The sequence below is a fragment of the Butyrivibrio sp. M55 genome (assembly GCF_900116865.1).
Taxonomy (GTDB): Bacteria; Bacillota; Clostridia; order Lachnospirales; family Lachnospiraceae; genus Butyrivibrio.
In genome coordinates this window covers 13,790-35,702 of the sequence record NZ_FPCD01000009.1, presented here as the reverse complement: position 1 = coordinate 35,702, position 21,913 = coordinate 13,790, and the positions used below count along the sequence as shown (strand labels likewise).

16 protein-coding genes are annotated in these 21,913 nt (G+C 42.0%); 3 read left to right on the top strand and 13 right to left on the bottom strand.

All coding sequences use genetic code 11. The features are described 5' to 3' along the window. Window positions 1-55: 55 nt before the first annotated feature. Window positions 56-1,150, top strand: coding sequence for a prephenate dehydrogenase/arogenate dehydrogenase family protein (locus BM398_RS10815; RefSeq protein ID WP_092337685.1), 1,095 nt, complete (start codon window positions 56-58; stop codon window positions 1,148-1,150). Window positions 1,151-1,173: 23 nt separating this feature from the next. Continuing rightward, window positions 1,174-2,505 (top strand): 3-phosphoshikimate 1-carboxyvinyltransferase, encoded by a 1,332-nt coding sequence (aroA, locus tag BM398_RS10810; protein ID WP_092337684.1) that lies wholly within the window; start codon window positions 1,174-1,176, stop codon window positions 2,503-2,505. A 413-nt stretch (window positions 2,506-2,918) separates the two neighbouring features. Here the strand turns inward: aroA and BM398_RS10805 are convergent, their stop codons facing one another. From BM398_RS10805 to BM398_RS10755, 10 genes are all read right to left on the bottom strand, one after another. Further along, window positions 2,919-3,758: a metallophosphoesterase gene (locus tag BM398_RS10805; protein WP_092337683.1), complete on the bottom strand. Its 840-nt coding sequence runs from the start codon at window positions 3,756-3,758 to the stop codon at window positions 2,919-2,921. A 29-nt stretch (window positions 3,759-3,787) separates the two neighbouring features. Then, window positions 3,788-4,972: a nucleotide sugar dehydrogenase gene (locus BM398_RS10800; protein ID WP_092337682.1), complete on the bottom strand. Its 1,185-nt coding sequence runs from the start codon at window positions 4,970-4,972 to the stop codon at window positions 3,788-3,790. A 121-nt stretch (window positions 4,973-5,093) separates the two neighbouring features. Next, on the bottom strand, window positions 5,094-8,015 hold the full coding sequence (locus tag BM398_RS10795) for a glycosyl hydrolase 115 family protein (RefSeq protein ID WP_092337681.1): 2,922 nt from the start codon (window positions 8,013-8,015) through the stop codon (window positions 5,094-5,096). Between the two features lie 126 nt (window positions 8,016-8,141). Beyond that, window positions 8,142-9,584: a hypothetical protein gene (locus BM398_RS10790; RefSeq protein WP_092337680.1), complete on the bottom strand. Its 1,443-nt coding sequence runs from the start codon at window positions 9,582-9,584 to the stop codon at window positions 8,142-8,144. After that, a complete protein-coding gene (locus BM398_RS10785; protein WP_139233812.1) occupies window positions 9,565-9,978 on the bottom strand; it encodes a hypothetical protein in 414 nt (137 codons plus the stop codon). The genes BM398_RS10790 and BM398_RS10785 overlap by 20 nt, the downstream gene beginning before the upstream one ends. 37 nt (window positions 9,979-10,015) lie before the next feature. Continuing rightward, a complete protein-coding gene (locus tag BM398_RS10780) occupies window positions 10,016-10,816 on the bottom strand; it encodes a methyltransferase domain-containing protein (protein WP_092337749.1) in 801 nt (266 codons plus the stop codon). A 915-nt stretch (window positions 10,817-11,731) separates the two neighbouring features. Further along, window positions 11,732-12,763 carry an ABC transporter permease subunit gene (locus tag BM398_RS10770; protein WP_092337677.1) on the bottom strand — a complete coding sequence of 344 codons (1,032 nt, stop codon included), beginning with the start codon at window positions 12,761-12,763 and terminating at the stop codon, window positions 11,732-11,734. Then, window positions 12,760-13,818 (bottom strand): ABC transporter permease, encoded by a 1,059-nt coding sequence (locus tag BM398_RS10765; RefSeq protein ID WP_026654425.1) that lies wholly within the window; start codon window positions 13,816-13,818, stop codon window positions 12,760-12,762. The genes BM398_RS10770 and BM398_RS10765 overlap by 4 nt, the downstream gene beginning before the upstream one ends. Further along, on the bottom strand, window positions 13,818-15,329 hold the full coding sequence (locus tag BM398_RS10760) for a sugar ABC transporter ATP-binding protein (RefSeq protein WP_026654424.1): 1,512 nt from the start codon (window positions 15,327-15,329) through the stop codon (window positions 13,818-13,820). The genes BM398_RS10765 and BM398_RS10760 overlap by 1 nt, the downstream gene beginning before the upstream one ends. An 84-nt stretch (window positions 15,330-15,413) precedes the next feature. Further along, the gene (locus BM398_RS10755) at window positions 15,414-16,535 is read right to left on the bottom strand and encodes an ABC transporter substrate-binding protein (RefSeq protein ID WP_092337676.1); all 1,122 of its coding nucleotides are present in this window, start codon (window positions 16,533-16,535) and stop codon (window positions 15,414-15,416) included. A 355-nt stretch (window positions 16,536-16,890) separates the two neighbouring features. Between BM398_RS10755 and BM398_RS10750 the strand changes: the two genes are divergently transcribed. Continuing rightward, window positions 16,891-17,907 (top strand): GntR family transcriptional regulator, encoded by a 1,017-nt coding sequence (locus BM398_RS10750; protein ID WP_092337675.1) that lies wholly within the window; start codon window positions 16,891-16,893, stop codon window positions 17,905-17,907. Here BM398_RS10750 and BM398_RS10745 read toward each other — a convergent pair. From BM398_RS10745 to BM398_RS10735, 3 genes are read right to left on the bottom strand one after another with little or no spacing between them, the layout of a single operon-like run. Then, window positions 17,895-19,205, bottom strand: coding sequence for a response regulator transcription factor (locus BM398_RS10745; protein WP_092337674.1), 1,311 nt, complete (start codon window positions 19,203-19,205; stop codon window positions 17,895-17,897). The genes BM398_RS10750 and BM398_RS10745 overlap by 13 nt on opposite strands. 38 nt (window positions 19,206-19,243) lie before the next feature. Beyond that, the gene (locus BM398_RS10740) at window positions 19,244-20,278 is read right to left on the bottom strand and encodes an ABC transporter substrate-binding protein (protein ID WP_092337673.1); all 1,035 of its coding nucleotides are present in this window, start codon (window positions 20,276-20,278) and stop codon (window positions 19,244-19,246) included. Beyond that, window positions 20,259-21,755, bottom strand: coding sequence for a sensor histidine kinase (locus tag BM398_RS10735; RefSeq protein WP_092337672.1), 1,497 nt, complete (start codon window positions 21,753-21,755; stop codon window positions 20,259-20,261). The genes BM398_RS10740 and BM398_RS10735 overlap by 20 nt, the downstream gene beginning before the upstream one ends. Window positions 21,756-21,913 lie beyond the last annotated feature (158 nt).

Here is a 21,913-nt window from a genome sequence, read left to right as displayed (position 1 = left end):
TAAAGTGTTATAGTTTTTTCACAAGAATACATGATTTTAGGGGGTTCTACCTTTTATGAACAATATGACCTATGGTTTTATAGGCCTCGGGCTTATCGGCGGATCGATTGCCAGGGCGATAAAGGAAAATGAGCCGTCTTCAAAGATAATCGCATACACTCCGCACAGAGAAACCGTGGACACCGCTCACGCCAAAGGGATAATCGACACTCCCCTTTATGAGATCGGCGCAGAATTCAGCGATTGCGATTATATCTTTTTGTGCGCTCCTGTTGAGTGCAACAATGATAACATCCAAAAGCTCCTTCCTTTTTTGAATAAGAAGACAACACTTACCGATATCGGAAGTGTCAAGAACGGAATACATGAGAAGATAAAAGAGCTCGGACTCGAGGATCAGTTTATCGGCGGCCACCCAATGGCAGGTACCGAGAGGATTGGATTTAACAACTCGAAATCTTCTCTTTTGCAAAACGCTTATTACATTCTGACTAAGACAAGCGTCACTGATGAAGACAGGATAAAAAGATATTATGACCTGGTAAAGATGATCGGTGCTATCCCGCTTGTTGTGGAATACAGACAGCACGACTACATCACGGCTGCGATAAGCCACGTTCCGCACGTGATATCCGCTTCGCTCGTCAACCTTGTAAAAGACAACGATTCGGAAGATGAACTCATGAAGACGATTGCCGCGGGCGGATTTAAGGACATAACGAGAATCTCTTCATCTTCTCCCGTTATGTGGCAGCAGATCTGCACTACAAACGCAGCTAATATCTCGGATCTTTTATCCAAATACATCGATTCTCTGTACGATATCAAACTTGCCATCGATGAAAAAGACAGCGAGAAGCTCTTCGAATTCTTCTCAAAAGCAAGGGAATACAGGGAGTCATTTATCACAACGTCAAGCGGACCTATCCAAAAGGTTTACGCTATCAAAGTCGAGATTGACGATCATCCCGGCAGACTTGCCAAGGTTGCGACTCTTTTATCCGACAATGAGATAAACATCAAAAACATCGGTATCGTGCACAACAGGGAATACGAGCGCGGTACACTCAGAATCGAGCTCCACGATCAGGAAGGCCTTGATAAAGCAGGCAAAGTTCTTGAAAATAACGGTTATAACATCTATCTGTAAAAAACAAGGAGAGAGAGACTTACATGACTACATTAGAAAAAGCCAGAGGTCCATTAAGAGGGGAAGTTACCGTACCGGGTGACAAATCAATATCTCACAGAAGCATTATGTTCGGCGCTCTCGCTGAGGGCGACACAACGATCACGGGATTTCTTGAAAGCGCAGACTGTCTTTCAACCATCGATTGCTTCAGAAAGCTCGGAATATCTATTGACCGCGAAGAGGACGAATACAGAAATGCCAAGAAGATTACCGTTCACGGAAAAGGCCTGCACGGTCTCACCGCTCCCATCGAGACTCTTTATACGGGAAACAGCGGAACAACGACTCGCCTTATGTCAGGCATCCTTGCGGCACAGCCTTTCGATACATCGATCACAGGCGATTCTTCAATTGAGCAGCGCCCGATGAAAAGAGTTATCGATCCGCTCACGCTCATGGGTGCATCCATATCATCAGCCCGCGGAAACGGCTGCGCTCCGCTTAATATCGAAGGCGGAAAAGAGCTTAAGGGCATCGATTACACAAGCCCCGTTGCTTCAGCACAGGTAAAATCTGCGATTATCCTAGCAGGACTTTACGCAGAAGGTGACACGATTGTTCGCGAGCCCGCTCTTTCACGAAATCACACAGAAATAATGCTCTCCGCTTTCGGTGCGGACATCCACAACGAAGTTACGGATCTTGGAACGGCATCTGCCATTCTTCATCCCGGACGCCCGCTTAAAGGAATCGACATCAATGTTCCGGGCGATATTTCATCTGCCGCATACTTTATCGCAGCGGCGCTCGTAGTGCCGGGTTCAGAGCTTCTTATCAAGAACGTAGGCGTAAACAAGACCCGCGCAGGTATAATAAATGTTTTGAAAAAAATGGGAGCAGACATCACTCTCCTTAACGAAGATAATTCTCAGGAAGCAAGAGCCGACATCCTTGTAAGATACAGTAAGCTCTGCGGAAACGAAAGCGGCAAGTTCATTATCGGAGGAAAAGACATTCCGACTATGATCGACGAACTTCCCGTAGTTGCAGTTCTTGCAGCAACAGCAGATTGTGAGACTGTTATCCGCGACGCTGCGGAGCTCAAAGTAAAAGAATCAAATCGTATCACTTCAGTTGTCGAAAACCTCACAGCAATGGGTTGTGATGCCGAAGCAACAGACGATGGAATGATCATTCGCGGCGGCAAGCCTCTCTTTGGAGCTAACATAAACTGTCATGCCGATCACCGTCTTGCAATGAGCTTTGCAATCGCATCGCTCGTCGCCGAAGGTCCTACGGTCATCCAGGATTCGGAATGCGTCTCAATTTCATACCCGACCTTCTTCGAAGACCTGAAGTCACTGACCAGATAAAATCAGGCAGTCACACAATTAAGTGTGGCTGCCTTTTATGACGCCCATCTTTGAAGGCATCAGTCTGAAAATGCCATTGTTTGTAAATTACACCAAATGGCTGTAAGGCAGATTTTCTGGTAGTTACACATGTTGATATTCAAGGCAATAAAAAACTGAGCTTTTCATTCTTCGCTCCAAAACTCGCCCATAAATGGGCTCAAACAATTGGAGCGAAAACAGAATGAAAAACTAAGTTTTTTATCACTCTTGAATATTGCAACATCTGTAAATACTGCGAAAATCTGCCTTACAGCCATTTGGTGTAGTCTACATAACTACGCATTTTCAGACTGATGCCTTCAAAGACGGGCTGTTCACGAATAGCTATGCATCACAAAAACTATGTGAAACACGAACTTATACTGCCCCAGTCACTTAATATCAATCATCACAATTTCAGGATGATTAAAAAATCTGGGATATGGCATACGCTCACGTGCAAGACCACGGCTTACTATCATTTCAGAACCGTTCTTTAGTTCATACAAACCATCAACGTATGCAGGGAGTAATCCTTGATTCGGGGCAGCAACGCCTCTTTGGGTGAACGGGATTTTCCACTGACCACCGTGCGCATGACCGCAAACGATAAGATCAAAATCATACTTTTCGTAGGTATCGACTTTCTCAGGTCTATGTGATAAAAGGATTCTGTAATTATCAGGATTGGATGAATCTTTTGCCCCATCAAGCTGTGACTCCCACTCTTCCTGCGTCATATATGTAGGGTCGTCAACACCGCATATATCAATATCACTCCCACCGATATTGATCGCATGCGCGTTTCCTTCAAGAACCATAACTCCCTTTGATGTAAGATATTCTTTTATCTCAACTTCTTTTTTACTCCAAAGATCATGATTACCTGTAACATAGAAACAAGGATATTTACCTGAAACTTCCTCGATAAATACCCTCGCGTTAGTCTGTGGCAATCTATCGTCAAATATATCTCCCGACAAAAGAATCGCATCCGGCTTTTCTTTATCTATCATCTTTACAAGCTTCGACTGCTTCTTGCCATAATAGCAGGAGTGGAGATCCGTGACTAAAGCAAGCCTCATCGGCGAACTCACTTTTCCTTCACCGCTTATGGAAATATGTTCAGTAACAGGTACTTCATACCATATAGTTGAGGCGATCATTATTATAATAATGACCGCCATCACCTTCATAATTCTTTTCTTATTATTCTTAAAAAAATCTATCATTACATTACAAACTCTATAAACCAACTAAATTACTCGTTTCCGAAAAGGTCTCTTGTATATACCTTATCGACTACATCCTGAAGATCGGGTGTGATTCTGTTTGCGATTATGAAGTCGCACTCTCTCTTGAACTCGTCGAGGTCACGAACAACCTTTGAGTTAAAGAAGCTGTCTTCTTTGAGAGCGGGTTCATATACAACGCACTCGATGCCGCGTGATTTGATTCTCTTCATAATGCCCTGAATAGCGGACTGTCTGAAGTTATCGGAACCTGCTTTCATTGTAAGCCTGTAGACACCGACCTTCTTGGGGTGAAGTGCCCATACTCTGTCCGCAATGAAATCTTTTCTCGTTCTGTTCGCATCAACGATCGCAGTGATAAGGTTGTTCGGAACATCCTCATAGTTTGCAAGAAGCTGCTTGGTATCCTTAGGAAGGCAATATCCGCCGTATCCAAACGAAGGATTGTTGTAGAAATCTCCGATTCTCGGATCGAGACAGACACCGTCGATTATGTTTCTGGTGTTAAGGCCTCTGACTTCAGCATATGTATCAAGCTCATTGAAGAACGAAACTCTGAGTGCAAGATATGTATTGGCAAAAAGCTTAACTGACTCGGCCTCTGTCGTATTCATAAGAAGCGCCGGGATATCTTTTTTCAAAGCTCCCTGAACAAGAAGACTCTTAAACATCTCAGCTCTCTCTTCCGCTTCCTCAGAATCAGTATCATAGCCCACAATAATTCTTGAAGGATAGAGATTATCGTAAAGCGCACGTCCCTCTCTCAAGAACTCGGGTGAAAAGAGAATATGATCGGTGTCATACTCTTCCATCACCGACTCGGTGTATCCAACAGGAATGGTTGATTTGATAACGATATACGCATCCGGATTTTCTTTTCTCACCTTATCAATAACGCTCTTAACAGAAGAAGTATCAAAATAATTGAGCTTCTCATCGTAGTTTGTCGGAGTTGAAACCACAACAAACTCGGCATCCCTAACAGCCTGTGCAAGGTCGCAAGTTGCTGTAAGTCTTAAATTCCCTTTCTTAAGATACTCTTCTATCTCCTTATCAACTATCGGTGAGATTCCCGAATTTATCATCTTAACTTTCTCAGGAACAATATCAACCGCAATAACATCATTGTACTGTGCCAGAAGAACCGACATCGCAAGTCCCACATATCCTGTTCCAACAACAGCTATCTTCATTCTATTTACCTCTGAATCCTCAGTATTTTTCTAAAGTCTTTTAGAGCAAAAAACACTCCTGAACCATTTTAATAAAAAACGGCGGGTAAAGCAAATTGTATGCGACATTATAGCTGCTGTTTCAGAATTTGAATGTCTCCTTCGAGCCAAGGTAAGACGGTGAAGGTTCCTCTCCTGCTTTATATATCACCAATTTCTGAACAACGAAGTTTGGATCAATCGCATAAACATTGATATCATTGACACCGGCTTTAAGTTTTAGATCAGCTTCGACAACTCGCTTGTTTTCTGTAACAACCAAAGACCAATACGGATTTCCGTCGCCAACAGCAAAATCAGGCTCGATCATATTTATTTTATTTACTTCTCCGTCATTCGCGCCGATTCCGAAGTATATCACATTATCCCTTGAGTACGGGTTGCTCGGATTGACATAGAGCTTAACTTTGTAATCGCCCTCTGAAGGAACTTTAACTTTATAAGTAAGCCCCGGATAATCCTTTTTGTCTTTTCCAAAAATAACATCCTGTGGATATGCTTTAACCGCATCAAGGCCTCTGCTGTAATCTTCTATAATTTCAAAACTTCCGCTTACTGAATCGGTTTTATTTGCATAGTCCGCAGCATCGATTGAGATATAGTTCATCAGCTCAAGCTTACCTGGCCATGTTCTCTTATGAAGAGGTGCATCTATCATCTTCTCGTTCATGTCGAGTGTTTTTCCAAGCCAGTAGAACGTGCCGTCGGCTTTTTCACCGCATCCGATATCGGACAAAGTATTTACAGGAAGCTTAATTACCACATTGCCGTCAGAACAGTGAATGCATATTTCAGGTGTGACATCACCCTTTTTATACTTTTCCCTGTCCAGTCTGATTTTTAAGATCTTGATAGTATTAGGCCCAACAATGCCTTTTTCCTCCGATACGGTAAAGAACGCATTGGGATTTTCAACCTCATAACTACAATCTACTCTTCCCGCAGTTGAAAGAATAAGTTCAGCCTCATTCTTCGAAGGATCAAGGAATGTATCTACAGCGCCAACATGTCCCGTCCAGAACTTTCCTTCCGTGTAAAAGTCAGAGCCCTTTACCGAAACTATCAGTCTTTCTTTGTTTGCAGGTTCAAAAGTATGGATCACAGGGTACTTGCATCCTTCTTCGCACCAGTCATTAAATCCTATGTGCTCTGAAAGACCCATTCCGTACCACTTTCCGTCTTCAATCGTATGAAGTTCATCTACAATCTTTCTGTCATATGCAATGCATTCATCTATTTTCTTTGCAAGAGTCATGGCATAAGTACTTCCCTGCTCTGCAAAAGCATGGTTCAAAGTTGTAAGAAGCCACATCCTCTGAACATTGAGATTTGCGGTAAGCGGAAGCCATATAAGTTCATAGAAAACAAATCTTGTATTGCCTTCAAGCTTATTCAAAAGCTCATCGGCATCCGCCATGAGATTCTCAATTTTTTCAAGCGTATCAAATGTCTCATTATAAGCAAAAGGCGCATAGACTTTATCGTTCATAGCCTCAGTTCTTCTGCTTGAAGTTATTCTTGTATAGCCTTCAAGAAGCTCCGCGCACTTATCCATGTCAGCCGCAGAAAGCTTGCCATCGAAATTCTGCTTAACTATAAGCTTTGTATATTCTTTTGCACTCTTTGGATTAGAAGTTCCATAGCGGTCAAAATCATATGCCAAATCCAGGAAGTATCCCAAAGGATATTCGTTACTGAAGACATCCCCGACATTGACAATCCAAAGATCTCTTATACCAAAGTCATAGGCTGTCGTCATCTGCTCCCAGACCTTGGAAAGATGCGATGTATTAAACCATTCAAATGACACCGGAAGACCATGATAATCAAAATGATAGTACATTCCGTATCCGCCCTTATGGCTTCTCATCTCTTCTGTGGGAACGGTTCTTAAATTTCCGTGATTATCATCACAGAGCATAAGTGTTACGCCATCCAATTCAGGATCGCCCATGAGACCTTCCGTATTCTCATCGCCGTAGAAATAGGGTTCTACCTCCTTATAAAGCGCAAGCATTCTCGGAACTTCGTCGAGGTTCTCATTTACATTTTCCCTTATCAGTCTGTTCTGAGTTGAAAGAACTTTCCTTAAAAGATCGATATTATCCTTTAAAGTAGCCTCCGCTCCCATGATAGCGGTATCAGCTTCGCCTCTCATACCGACGGTAATCACATTCTCAAACTTACCGCTTCTCTTAAGACCGTCTTCCCAGAAACGTGTTATACCCTTCTCGTTGGTAAGGAAATTCCATGCATCACCATATATAGAATCCTTGCCTCTAAGGTACTTGTACTCTTCTCCCTGTCTTAAGCACGGTTCATGATGGCTCATTCCCATTACCACTCCGAGCTCATCGGCAAGAATCGCATTCTCAAGTCCCGGACCGTCATCAGGGAATATAGCTGTCCACATAGCAGGCCACAGATAATTGCCCTTAAGTCTTAACAACAGTTCAAAAACATGTTCATATACTTTGGCATTAAAGCCGCCGAATCTCTTATTGCAGAAATTTCCGAAAGCCGGCCACTCATCATTAATAAAAAATCCTCTAAACTTGACTGATGGCTCTTTTGAGATCATGCAGTAATCAGAAGGTATTTTGAATTCATCTGTTTTAACGGGCTTTACATCAAGCCAATCTATAAAAGGAGATACACCGAGCATCTCGGAGAGCTTGAACATTCCGTAGATTGCTCCACGCTTATCACTTCCAACAATAACAAGAGCATCACCTACAACTGTAATCTTATAGACTTCTCTTTTACCTTCAATATCAGATATATCAACGCCAAGTCCTGCTATAAGCGCATCGCCGACAGTTCCTACATATATAGGACTTTCTGAAGCCTTTTCCTCATGTACTTGGGGCGCACTTCCAAAAACCGCCTCCATATCACCGGAAATCTTCGCAGCAATCTTCTTGATGCCGCTCAATGCATCTTTATCATAAATGATCGCATTTCCGCCATTTTCAATCTTAGCCTTTGAAATAATAAAATCCATAAATAGTCCATCCTTTTTAGTTACCTTGTATATATATACAAATTAATTATTTGCATCTTATCACGTAGCATGGTCCTATTCAATATTTAAGTTGACGGCTTTAATGTGAATATTTATTTACTCTGCCTAATCTATCTCCAATGTATCTTTTCCTAAAAGATCCTGATAAGAAATCTCGATACAAAACGGATACCTTGAATAAGGCAATCCCTCACCCGCATAACTAACAATCACATAATCTTTTTCATAACTAAGGTCGGCGGTCTCAATACTTATACCCTCGTAGGCATATTGATAAATCTCATCAAGATCTCCTCTGGCATCTTCCTGAATCTCTTTCTCTGCGAAATTTCTTATAGCTCTTGCAACTATATCTTTGAACTCATCCTCGCTTCCCTTAAAAATATCTTTATTATGAAGTCTTTTTCCGGTTTCAAGGTCATATAAAAGCTGATAATTATCTTCTTGAGGCGGAACTCCTCTCATACACCAATACTCACGTTCCATATCTACGGCAAGATATCTGTCATTTATGATATCTACATCATTCACCGTTGTATCAAATTCAAGCTCGTATATCTCATCTTTATCCGAATTAACTTCACATTTATGTGAACTCCATTCTAATCCATTTTCTATTTCTTCAGATTTTGCATATGTAAAATCTTCTTTTAAATCAGTATTGATATCTTCAGCATGTTCGGAATACTCTTTGCTTAAAATAAAATATTCCTTGTAAAAAGTACCAAACTTTTTCCTACATGAAGGACAATTATATGTACCATCCTCATACTTCACGGTTCCGTATTTAAGGGAATTTATAGTCTCTATAGTAAGGTCCATGTCAGTTAACAAGGTATTGTCACCTTCTTTGTCAACTCTGAACCATTTTTTCTTATCATCGGCAACATCTATAATAAAGATATTGTCTCCGCAAACACATAAATCATTTCCAATTCCAGTATAATATGCGGTTCCCGGACGCTTATTTGTTTCAGCAAGCACATAATCACTGTTACTCTCTACGTCATATACATGATAAGTATACTTAGCCCTTACATCTGCATCTTTATCCTGATCTGATGAGCTAAAGCAGCACAGCTTGCCATTTTTCATGGGATAACAAGTTGTTCCCGGGGTTATATGAGGGATCACATTTTCTTCCATAGTATCAAGCTTGATACAACACACCTTATCACCATTAACACCAACATCGTAGACTATTCCCTTATTGTCATAATCTTTCAGAACATGATTTTTTGAAATATCAAGCTGTGGAAGCTCTGTGACTGTCCCGTCTTTTTGTATCATAACAAACTCCCTTTGGTACTCACTTGATGCAAGGGCATATCCCACCTCATCCAAAAGCCTCGTAGTGGATATGCTTCTATCTTCCCGAGGCCTAATGACGGTTTTATTCCCGAGCTTATCATAAAAATCAGCCAGATCTGCCTCTTTTACCACATATTCAAGACTGTCTTCTATAGAGCAAATAAGCTCCTTGTCATCATATGTAAAATAAAAGTCCCCTTTGTAATAATCCACTATGCTATATATATGGTGTTGCATAGGAAACTCCCTTTAATTCCACACTCTTACCGGAGCCTTCATTAACAGCATAATAAATCTGTCCTTCCTTTTCCGAGTCATAACACGAACATATGACAACCTTATCGGAACAGGTAAGCATTTTCATCCGTTCATCTTTATCCACACCAAGGATCTCCGCTACCTTGTCTTCGTGGAACTCCCCTACTTTTTCGCCTTTCTCATTTACTGAGAATAATATGTGATCGGTGCAAATCGGAAAGAATTCCTCCCTGCTTGCTTCCTGCCCGGCAATTTCTTCCCCGGTTGTCGCTCCCACTGTAGCCATATCCTTATCCCGACCACATCCTGTACTTATTGATAAAATCAGCAAGATAATGCCTACGACTGTTGCTTTTTCCTTTTTCAAGATCACTTTTTCTTTTCTCCCAACGCTTGCAAACATATACAGATTATAATTTTTTATCATATCTCTTAGCAATCATAATATCTATACAATGCTTATGCGGTATGCCTCCACTGTTACAATCAAAAATCACTTCATCCATCCGGGATATTTCCCAGTCATGATAATACGTAAATATCTCACCTGATTTCCACGGATAGCGATTTACTTTTTTCTTCTTGTCATTCACTTCAATAAAAGGTTTATCTACAAAAACCTTTATCGCATTTAATCCTTCCTCGTTGGTGTGTTCTTTTAAGTGTTCAGTTATACCTGTTCTCAGCTCAGGTCTCATGTAGTCAAATACACCGCTGCTAAAGATAATGTCATAATTCTCTTTCAATCTGTAATCATTAAGATCCGCCTGAAAAAAATCTACATTCACGCCGAACTTTTCTGCCAGCCGCTTTCCCTTTTCTATGCCGTCGATTGACAGATCAAACGCTGTCACCTCATATCCGTTCCTTGCAAAGAACACAGCATCCTTTCCCTCTCCGCATCCTATATCAAGCACCTTCAGCGTTTTAACAGGAGGTTTCATCTTCATGATTTCATAGCAAGTTTCATTTGGTTGTATTCCCCAGTAATACTCATCTTCTTTGTATCTGTCATCATAATAACCGTGAGTTTTGAATTCATAACCAAGTAGCGCATCCGACGAAGTGTTCAGCACTCCTGCTATTATCGGCAACAATTCTATCTCCGGATAACTCACGCCTTTTTCCCACTTTGATACCGCCTGGAATGACACATGAAGTTTATCAGCAAGCGCCTGCTGTGTTAATCCAAGCTTTTTTCTTTTTGTCATAATCACATTTCCTATATTCATCTATTTTCTCCTCCATAATTGCATTATTGAATATAATCAAATCTGCACGCCTCCACAGCTAAATGCGTGTTTTCCAGACGCTTTTGTTAAATACATAATACTTCATGCACTCAGGATATCCTATAACTTATCTGTTTAGTTTAGCCAAGCATTTCTACCGGCAGTTGAAAAAATCTCGTTGAAGCACTTTTTCCTTGCGATATGACTTTTTCTTACAAATTCATTCTAAAAAGTCATGGATTCTCTTCTGTATCTTTATGATTTTCACTTTATGTATGACCTTTTTGAAAGTTTTGACTTTAAAAAGTCATGTCCTGACCCTCCATATCATTCCGATTATCGCTTTTTGCATGACTTTTTTGAGTATTATTTCTTAAAAAGTCATACCAATCTCTTTCCAAGCATTCCAATTATCACTTATTGCATGACTTTTTCGAATATTATTTCTAAAAAGGTCATGTCCACCTTCCTTAGCTTCTACATCCGCATTAATCCTATATATACCCCCATGCCAGTAACCACTTTCAAGAATATATCCCTCTCGCCAGCGCACAGTCCTCAGAATCAGCGCAGGGAGCCTTTTCTATAAACGAAGCAGACCTGTATGGCCATTTGGCATAGCCGGCCGGGCGATATCAGTTTGGAAATGCGAAGATTCGGACGAGCAAGATGATTTTCAAATTGAATAAAACCCGAAAATGCCGACTTCTCTGAGCAACGTCGAAAGGAGGCATTTTCGGGTTTTATGAAATTATGAAAATCACTGCGCAGACGAACACAAGCATTTCCAAACTGATACCGCCGGTCGGCTACGCCAAATAGCCATACAGGTCGTCCGCTATAAAAAGCCCCCGCGGGTGAATGAAATCTCCGCGAGGGCTCCACACAATACAATTATCTGCTGTTCCTGTTTTTGAAGTAAGCGAACAGACTCTGCAAAATTATGAAGAAGCACAAAAGCGCTGCCGTCATAATGTTACTCCAGCTTGATAAAAGCTTTCCGTTAGTTGTTACAAGCGTCGAAATCGTTCCGTTTATGAGAACACCAAAGAGCGTTCCTATAACATTTCCGACACCGCCTGTAAGAAGCGTTCCACCGATGACCGCTGATGCGATCGCATTCATCTCGAAACCGAGTGCCTGCTGAACAGAACCTGACATAGTGTTGAGGCAGTAACAGATTCCTCCGATAGAGCAAAGGAATGAGGAAAGCATGTAAGCCTTCATCTTTGTAGCCTTAACATTAAGTCCCATCATTGTAGCCGACTGCTGGTTTCCGCCAACCGCATACAGACTTCTTCCAAACTTTGTATATTTAAGTATGAAGAAAATAAGTGCCACAACCAAAAGTGCGATAACTACCGTAGGTCTGATAAAAGGAACTACCGTCTTGCCTTTTTTATTTACATATCCGAGAAACTTCGGAAGATTGATCTTGGCATTTGCCCATTTGTAAAACGTAGGATTCATCTGCTGTGTGATTGAAATCTGATCGGTACAGATAACCGCCGTCATACCTCTTGCAAAGAACATTCCCGCCATGGTAATGATAAACGGCTGAATCTTGAGGTAACCGATCAAAAATCCCTGTACAGCACCGAATACAAGTCCAATAACAAGTATAAGTATGATAAGCGGAATACAGGGCCACCCCTTAACGCCCATTCCGTAAGCAAGTATCATACAATCCATAGCTACAAGCGATCCTACGGAAATATCAATTCCGCCCGTAAGCATTACACATGTCATTCCGCATGCAACGCAGATAAGTCCCGCGTTGGTAATAAGTAGATTTAAAAAAGTCTGTACATGCGTAAATCCTTTAGCCGAGTAAACAACACATCCTGCCGCATACATCACAACAAAAAGGACTATGGTGATCAAAAGGAGCAGCGTGTTTCCGCTGAATTTCTTTAAACTCTTCATGCCTCCTGACCTCCTTCCGTCTTAAGTGCTTTTCTTTTTGCCTCAGTGTTTGCGATCCACTCTTTAAATGTAGGTGCCTGAACAACTACGATGATCACAACTATGATAGCCTTAACAACAGGCGCCTGATCGGTCGAAACACCCATAGCAAGAAGGGTTGTCGTGATAGCCTGAATTGTATATGCTCCAATTACCGAACCGGCAAGATTGAATTTACCTCCGCCAAGTGAGTTGCCACCGAGCGCTACCGCAAGGATGGCGTCAAGCTCGTAGTTAAGTCCTATGTTGTTTGAATCCGCGGAATAGATACGGCTACTTGCAACCATTCCGGCAATTCCTGCGCAAAGACCGCAGATCACATAGCAGACAAAGCATATCATCGCTGAATTTATACCGGAGATTCTGGCAGCTCTGCTGTTAATACCTGCAGACTGAACGTACAATCCAAGTGCAGTCTTTTTTAGCAGTAACATCACAACCGCTATAACAACGATCGTAACGAAGATAGCCGTCGGAATAGGACAGCCCGGTATGAAATTACCAAGGTACTTATAAGGCTCGTATCTGATGTATGTGATCTGGTTGTTACACATAAGAAGTCCGATGGCTCTCGCCGCTGTGAAAAGAATAAGTGTAGCAACCATAGGCTGGATCTTTAATTTAGCTACAAGTGCACCGTTCATTGCACCGCACAAACCGCCGAGGAAAATTCCGAAGAGGATTCCCACTCCCATCGGAACTGCAAGTTCTGTGGTCGAGTTAACGCCATATCCCGCAAGCATCATACAAGTTCCGCAAGCCGATAAACTCATAACAGAACCTACCGAGATATCAGTTCCTGCCGACACCGCAACTACAAGTGTCTGCCCCACTGCAAGAATCGCTATCTCACTTCCTCTGTTCAATATATCTATAAGTCTTCCATACAACACTCCATGTTGAATACCGATGCTAAAAAATGCCGGATTCTTTATCAAATTTATAAGAAGAACCAAAAGAAGGCAGAAGAAGGGCAAAAATAACTGCTGCTTCGTTAGTTTCTTTATTTTATCCATTACTTCTCACCTCCCGCAATCGCACTCATTACACTCTCCTGCGTCATCTCGCCGTCGATTTCCCCAACTTTTTCGCCGTCTCTCATAACGCACATTCTGGTGCAGGTACGAAGCATCTCTTCTATCTCAGATGAAATGAATACTACACTCATTCCCTCTTGAGCAAATTGCAAAATAAGCTTCTGGAACTCTGTCTTTGTTCCGATGTCGATACCTCTTGTCGGCTCATCGAGAATGAGGAAATCAGGATGAGTGCACAGCCATCTTGCAAGAATAACCTTCTGCTGATTTCCGCCCGAAAGCTGTGAAAGAGGTGTTTCTCTGCTCGCAGTCTTGATCTGAAGCATATCTATAAACTTGTCCGCAATCTCAATCTGTTTTGCTCTTGATACTTTCTTAAACATTCCGTTTCTTGCCTGAAGTGCAAGAATTATGTTATCTCTTACCGAAAGATCACCGATACATCCGTCGGCTTTTCTGTCATCGGGAAGATATGCCATGCCTTCCTTTATTGCGTCGATAGGTGCCTTTATATTGATCTCTTTTCCCTTCATGTACTCTTTACCGGTCTGAGCCTTGTCTGCACCGTAGATGCAGCGCACCATCTCGCTTCGACCGCTTCCCAAAAGACCTGTGACTCCGACTACTTCGCCCTTATGAATCTCAAAGTCAAAAGGCTTTACTGTTCCCTTATGGCTGAGTCCTTCGGCTTTAAGCATGATCTCGGGATTTATCTCAACATTACCCTCGGGTTTGATAGCCGCAAGATCGTCAAAATCCTTACCGAGCATGGCAGCTACCAGCTTAACTCTCGGAAGTTCGCTTATAGAATAATCTCCTACAAAGCTTCCGTTTCTCATAACCGTGATCCTGTCGCAGACTGCATAAACCTGCTCGAGGAAATGGGTAACGAATATGATTCCTACTCCTTTTGCCTTAAGATCTCTCATTACGTCAAAGAGCTTTTCAACCTCGTTATCATCAAGAGACGATGTCGGCTCATCGAGAATGAGTACCTTACATTCCATATCTACTGCTCTTGCGATAGCTATCATCTGCTGGATAGCAAGTGAGTAATTCTCCAAAGCCAGTGTCACATCGATAGATATGCCAAGGCTGTCCATTATCTCTTTTGCCCGCTTATTCATTGAACGCCAATCTACGGTACCGAACTTGGTAACAGGTTCGCGTCCGATGAAAAGATTTTCTGCAACAGAGAGGTTCGGACAAAGATTGACCTCCTGATAAACCGTTGCAATTCCTACTTTCTGTGCATCCTCTGTAGAGTGGTTAAAAACATTTCCTTCCACACCCTGCACGTAAACCTCGCCGGCATCACGCTCGTACACGCCCGTGAGACATTTTATGATGGTAGACTTTCCTGCGCCGTTTTCGCCCATCAGTGCGTGAATCTCGCCTTTATGAAGTGTAAGCTGTGCGTGATTGAGTGCTATGACACCGGGAAAGGCTTTCACTATGTCACGCATAACAATAAGTTCATTCTGCTCCATAAAATAATACCCTTCTCTTATTGAATAATTAGGGTAGTTCTCGCGAACTACCCTATAAGTTTTTCTATGATCAAATCTCTATAATCAGTACGCTTCATCAACAGTTGCTTTATCAACTACGATAAGGGGTTCTGTTACATCTTTGCCTGAATTGTTCTTGTAAGAAATATCCTTAAGAACATCCTCTGATACGAACCAAGGCTCATCCATGAATGTCTGCTTCTCAACTGTCTGTCCGCCCTGAAGAGCCTGTATTATCTTAAGGCAATCAGGTCCCTGAAGAGGATTGCACTGGAAGTCTGCGTTAATCTCTTTGTCGAGAACCTTCTGAAGACCTGCGGTACAAGCATCGAATGAGATAACGATTACATCGCCGTCAACACCGTATGAAACACCTGCTGCCTTCATTGCATCAATAGCACCGAATGCTTCGTTATCGTTCTGGCAGATAACAACGTTGAACTTGCCTGCATATGACTTGCAGTAAGACTCCATAACCTTCTGTCCGCCTTCCTGTGTGAAGTCACCTGTCTGTGAATCAAGAAGCTTCCATCCTTCTGAATCTACGAACTGATGGAATCCCTTTGTACGTCCGATCTCAGCTGAAGAACCTGTTGTACCTGTGATCTCAAGGATATTAAGTTCTTTGATGCCCTTTGCCTCTGCGTAAGCCTTAAGCCATGCACCTGCTGCAAGACCTTCGTTTGTGAACTCAGAGCCTACCCATGAAACATATTTATCTGAATCATCGATCGTACGGTCAATTACTATAACAGGAATGCCTGCATCATCAGCCTCTGTAAGTACTGTATCCCAACCTGTTGATACGATAGGGTCGATAACGATGTAATCAACGTCCTGCTCGATAAAGTTACGAACTGCCTCAAGCTGTGCTGCCGAATCGTTATCACAATCTACAAACTGAAGATCGATGCCGTTCTCACTGGAAAGAGCTGCCTTAACTGAATTTGTTGAAGCTGTACGCCAATCTGACTCGTGTCCAACCTGTGCAAATCCGACTGTTATTGACTCTCCGTCTGCTGCCGGTGCTGCTCCGGTATCATCGGCTGTATCTGCCGTTGCTTCCGTTGCATCTGTAGCATCGGGAGCTGCCGTTGTATCTGCTGCGCCTGATCCGCCGCATCCTACAAGCATCGAAATTGACATTGCTGTAGCCATAATAGTTGCCAATACTTTCTTCTTCATACTTTGTACCCTCCATTTACGATATATATAATGGTTTCATATACACATTGTACCCATAACAAGGGTCGCTTCATAGAATTAAGATGCAACATGCACAAGTTTCTATATTTTGACAATACAAATTCAAATGTTATACTTTTATAAAAAGTACAAATTCTTAATATATTGCTATACAGAAATTTTTTGGTTGAATTTCTTTGTATTAAGATGGATTTTTTTGGCAGAACGCTTAAATTTATCTTGAAAATTATCTGATAATTTTAATAAGCAAGCAGAATTTTATGTTGAATATTTTTCATATTACCAAGAAGACAAATTTTTTTACCCGAATTTATTAAATATTTAGAGGAAAAAAATGACTAAGGCAGAAAATATTACTCAAAAAATAAAAGCAGATATATCCGAACGATTGGTATCGGGAAACATGTCCCTTCCGACGGAAAAAGAACTCTGTGATAAATACTCATGCAGCAGACATACCATACGCAAGGTAATGGCTGAGCTAAAAGAAGAAAAGCTCATAACCTCACGCCAGGGAAGCGGATACCGCCTTACAGGGCTAAATCCAAACCCTAGAAGAAATCAGATCTGCCTTCTTCTTACGCGTCCCGACGATTACATATACCCCACGCTTATCTACGACATAGAAAGAAATCTTTCTTCAGCAGCTGATATCCCCGTGTCTGTCTCTGTATTTGAAACACATGCCGACTTCTACAAGGAAAGCGTTATTTTAAAAGATCTTCTCAAAAACCCGCCGCTTGCGATTCTCTCCGAGTGCTTCTCACTTATGGCCAACCCAAACTCAGGCCTTTACAAGATGCTTGAAGAAAAAGGCTGCGCCGTCATCTTCCTCTACGGCACTTACAGAAATATGGAAAGCTTCCCTTCCGTCACGGAAGGAACATACGACGCCGCATACAGCCTAGTCTCACACCTTCACTCAACCGGATCTGTTAAAATCTCCGGCATATTTAGAAACGGCAATCCTCAGGAATCTTCCATGCTCTACGGATTCATCTCAGCACTCAGAGACTTAGGTTTACCTTTTGACAAGAGCAGATATATCATTGAAGGCGAACCACAATCTGATATTGCTGAGCTTTGCGAAACAAGCGATGCCCTGATATTTGGAAGCGATGAATATGCTTATCCGTATGTAAAACAGTTGAGAAATATGAACCTGATAAATAACGGCGATAAAAAAATATACAGCTTTGATAACAGCTATCTTTCACAAGTAAACTCTTTTCGCATAAAAAGCTTTGGACACCCCAGAAGTCCACTCGCGCCTGCAATAGCAGAAAAGATCGTATCAATAATAAAAGGACAACCAAAAATTTCGATTGTCCTTCCTTATCAGCTGTTCTGATTTCTGTACTCCTTGGGAGACATTCCGTACGTCTTCCTGAATACAAAACTGAAATAATGTGAATCCTTATATCCCACAGCAGCCGCAACATCGGCCGTGTGCATTCTCTTTTTTACAAGAAGTTCTCTTGCTTTATCAAGACGCTTTGCGGTAAGGAACTTCACAAACGTCGTATCCATCTCCTTACTGAATATCGCGCTGAGATAACTGCTGTTTACAGAAAGTGCCTCCGCAACATCACTTAGCGAGCAACTCTCATTCATGTAATTTTCATCTATATATGCTATCGCATCGCTTATAAGCTTATTTCCACGCTTATCAGTCGGTTCATCTTCAATCTCGACAGGAGCATCCTTTATCAATGACTCATATTTTGCAGCAATCTCTTCCGTAAGGATATGCGTATCCTGAACAAAAAATCTGCAGGCAAATGCATGGTTTACAGCGTTAAAACACTTTTCAAGCGCGCTGAATCTCTCAACGGCCTCGCCCGCCGAAGCGTACCATTCTATTTTGTCATCTTTGCCCCCGCAGATCTCCGTGATCTTGGAAATACCTCTGTCAACATAATCTGCGACGATATCTTTTTCCCCCTTAACAACGACTATATAAGTGTTCAGAGACCATCTCGACAAAATATACGCAGGAAACCTGATGAAATAACTCATAAGCTCCTCAAGCGCTTTGCAATACTCGACAGAGCCAATCTCTTCAATAGGCTTCTCTTTATCTTTTATGGAAAAAAGAATCAGACTGAACGCGGAAGCCGTGATATCAAGCGATAGTTTCCCCGCTTCAACATAAATATCTTTTACCGGCATTCTTCCCGTCAGAACCTTCTCAAAAAATTCCCTTCTCTGAAGCTGCTCGTACTCCTGCGTTTCCATCTGATACTGCAAAAGATACCCTTGCTGAGTGCGCTCTTTCTCTATCTTCTCTTTTACGCTGTCAAGAACCTCTTTCATTCCCGACTTCGTTATCGGCTTTGAGATGTACTGATCCACGCCCTCTTTGATAGCTCTTTTCGCATACTCAAAATCATCGTATCCGCTCATGATGATAATGCGCATCGATGGGAACTCTTTTTTCACGATATGACTGAGTGACAGGCCGTCCATAAACGGCATCTTAATATCCGTGATAAGAACATCCGGCGCCGTTTTCCTTATAAGCGGCAGCGCCATCTCTCCGTCTCCTGCTTCCCCAACAAAGTTAAACCCGTATTCCTTCCATGGAATGTTGTTTCGGAGGCTCTCCCTTACAACACTTTCATCCTCCACAAGAAAAACCTTCAGCATAGTAACCCCTTCCCATTATTTCATACTACAATTACTACCTAATAATTCCTGTCTTCGATGTACTCATCGACATTTTCTTTTGTAAATACCTTCTCTTCCATGTAATAGGTCTTTTTTATTTCTTTTCCCGCTTCAAGACCATTTATAATCTGCGCAAGAAGCTCTCCCGAATTGGGATTGCACTCTACATCGACATTTATAACACCTTCTTTGACAAGTTCCAGCGCTTTCCTTGTTCCGTCAAAAGATATCAGGATAGGATCTCCTGCGCCGCCTGTCTTAACCCCTGCTTCATTCAAAGCTTCAATGGCTCCGAAAGCCATATCATCATTTTGACATACTATCACGTCTATGTCATCAAACTCTCTAAGGAGCCTTGCCATGGTCTCCTTTCCCTTGGTCTGAGTAAATTCTCCTTTTGCGGATGCAATCATTTTCCAGTTCATGTTTCTTGCCGCAATGGCGCCAAAACCTCTGGCTCTGCCTTCCTGCGCGGAAGATCCGCTTGTACCCTCAATTACAACGATATTGATGTCGTCCTCGCTTTTACCCTGTTTCTCAAGATGCTCTTCCAGCCATTTCCCTGCCGATGCCCCTTCAGCGTACATATCCTCCCCAATAAAAGACGTGTACATTGATTCATCATTTACGGAAATATTTCTGTCGAGCAGGATAACAGGTATCCCTGCATCTCTTGCTTCTGTAAGAACAACATCCCATCCCTCCTGAATCACGGGACATATAACTATATAGTCAACTCTTTGAGATATAAAACTTCTGACCGCCTTAAACTGCTTTTCCTGCTTCTGTCTTGCATTGTCATAAATGAGAAAAAAGCCGTTATTCGTAGAAAGCGCCGCCTTCACTGATTCGGTATTCGCACTTCTCCATGTCGATTCGCTTCCAAGCTGCGAAAATCCTACACTTATAAGCGCATCATCAGACATCGTCTCAATACCGCTGTCTCCCGACGTGACATCATATACAGAAAATCCGGTAAACGGCCCGCACCCCGTTATCGCTACCGCGACCGCCGTCAAAAGAGCTGCGATCTTAGATTTCTTTATCAGCATCCTTATCCTCTTCGTTATCGAACAAAATTGCCGGAAGCACCACTGATACCGTGGTTCCTTTTCCAAGTTCCGATTCTATTGAAATTCCATATCTGTCGCCGAAATTCATCTTGATCCTTTCGTTGACGTTTGCCATGCCAAATCCCGTGTCGGTATCTTTTGCAGGTTTGTTCAGCTCTTTTCTGATATGGTCAAGTGCCTCTTCATCCATTCCGACTCCGTCATCACTTACTTCAAATCTAATGAGCTCGTCCTCTATTCTGCCTGTTATCCTTATAAGTCCCGAACCTCTCTTGTTCTTGATGCCATGGTACAATGCATTCTCAACAAGCGGCTGAAGCGTCATCTTTAGGATCTTATAATTGTTTAAACTGTCATCAATATCTATATAATAACACAGTATGTCGGAATACCTCACGCTCTGAATCTCAAGATAACTTCGGATGTGCTGGGCTTCTTCCCTTATGGTTATCCACTCTTTTCCGTGGCTTAAAGATATCCTGAAGAACTTGGACAGAGAAACAACCATGTCTTCGGCTTCCTGGCTTTTTCCGTCTTCGATAAGCCAGACTATAGTATCAAGCGTATTGTATAAAAAGTGAGGATTGATCTGCTCCTGAAGAAGTCTTGCCTCCGCCATTCGCATTTTCTTTTCATCCTCTCTTATCTGTTCCATCTGTACCTCAAGATGCGCCGCCATGTCATCTACGCTCTCGGAAAGAAGCGTTATCTCATCCTCGAGATTAAAAGACGTTCTTACAGAAAAGTTTCCTTCCGCAATTTCCTTGGTCGCAGAACTAAGCGCATCGATAGGCTGAACAATGCTTCTTGCAATCTTATCCGTTGTAAGGACGGTGCACAGTATTCCAAGGAGAAGAAGGACTCCCAGAAGTACAAGAAGATCTTCCATCTCTTTTAACAGGCCTTTGTTTATGACTTCAATGGTCTTGGTCTGATAATAGATGTAGTACTGAATATTGTCCTGAATAAGCTCTGTCAGCGAATATATGTTGGAATCAAGCATCTCGACATCTTCATCGTAATTGCCGCCCGCTTCTACACTTTTCCTGATATCGCCGAGCCTGTTCTCCAAAGTGTCAACGTTTCTTAAAAGAGTCTCAAGCCATGTTCTACTGTTAACCTCGGTAGTGATTGTCTTAAGCTCCGTAAAGTCCTTACGGATATTCGCAACAAGCACATAAGGATCAGTCTCATCTCCGCTTCCAAACGCATCTCTTCCAACGATTATCCTGTACACACTCTCATCCATCTGCTCCTTAAAAGTCAGATTGTAACTGTTCGCAACAGTCAGATTACTTACGATTGTGTTGTAGGCATCGGAGTAATTTGTAAGCGAAAAAATCATGTACAGAATGATCAGCACGAATGGCACGGTTATCATTGCCGCCAATATGATCAGCCTTCTTTTGAGAGGCTTCTTAACTCGTGTTTTATTGATATCGGGCTTATTTTTCATACTAAATTCAGTATACTTGTCAGGGATGGGCCGGTCAATGAAGAGTGTATCGTCATGTTACGTATTTATGCATACAAATAAACTAATATTCATTTTTTGTTCTTTTCTCATTCACTTTTATGTAACAGTGTGTTATCGTATTAACGTGATTAGCTAAT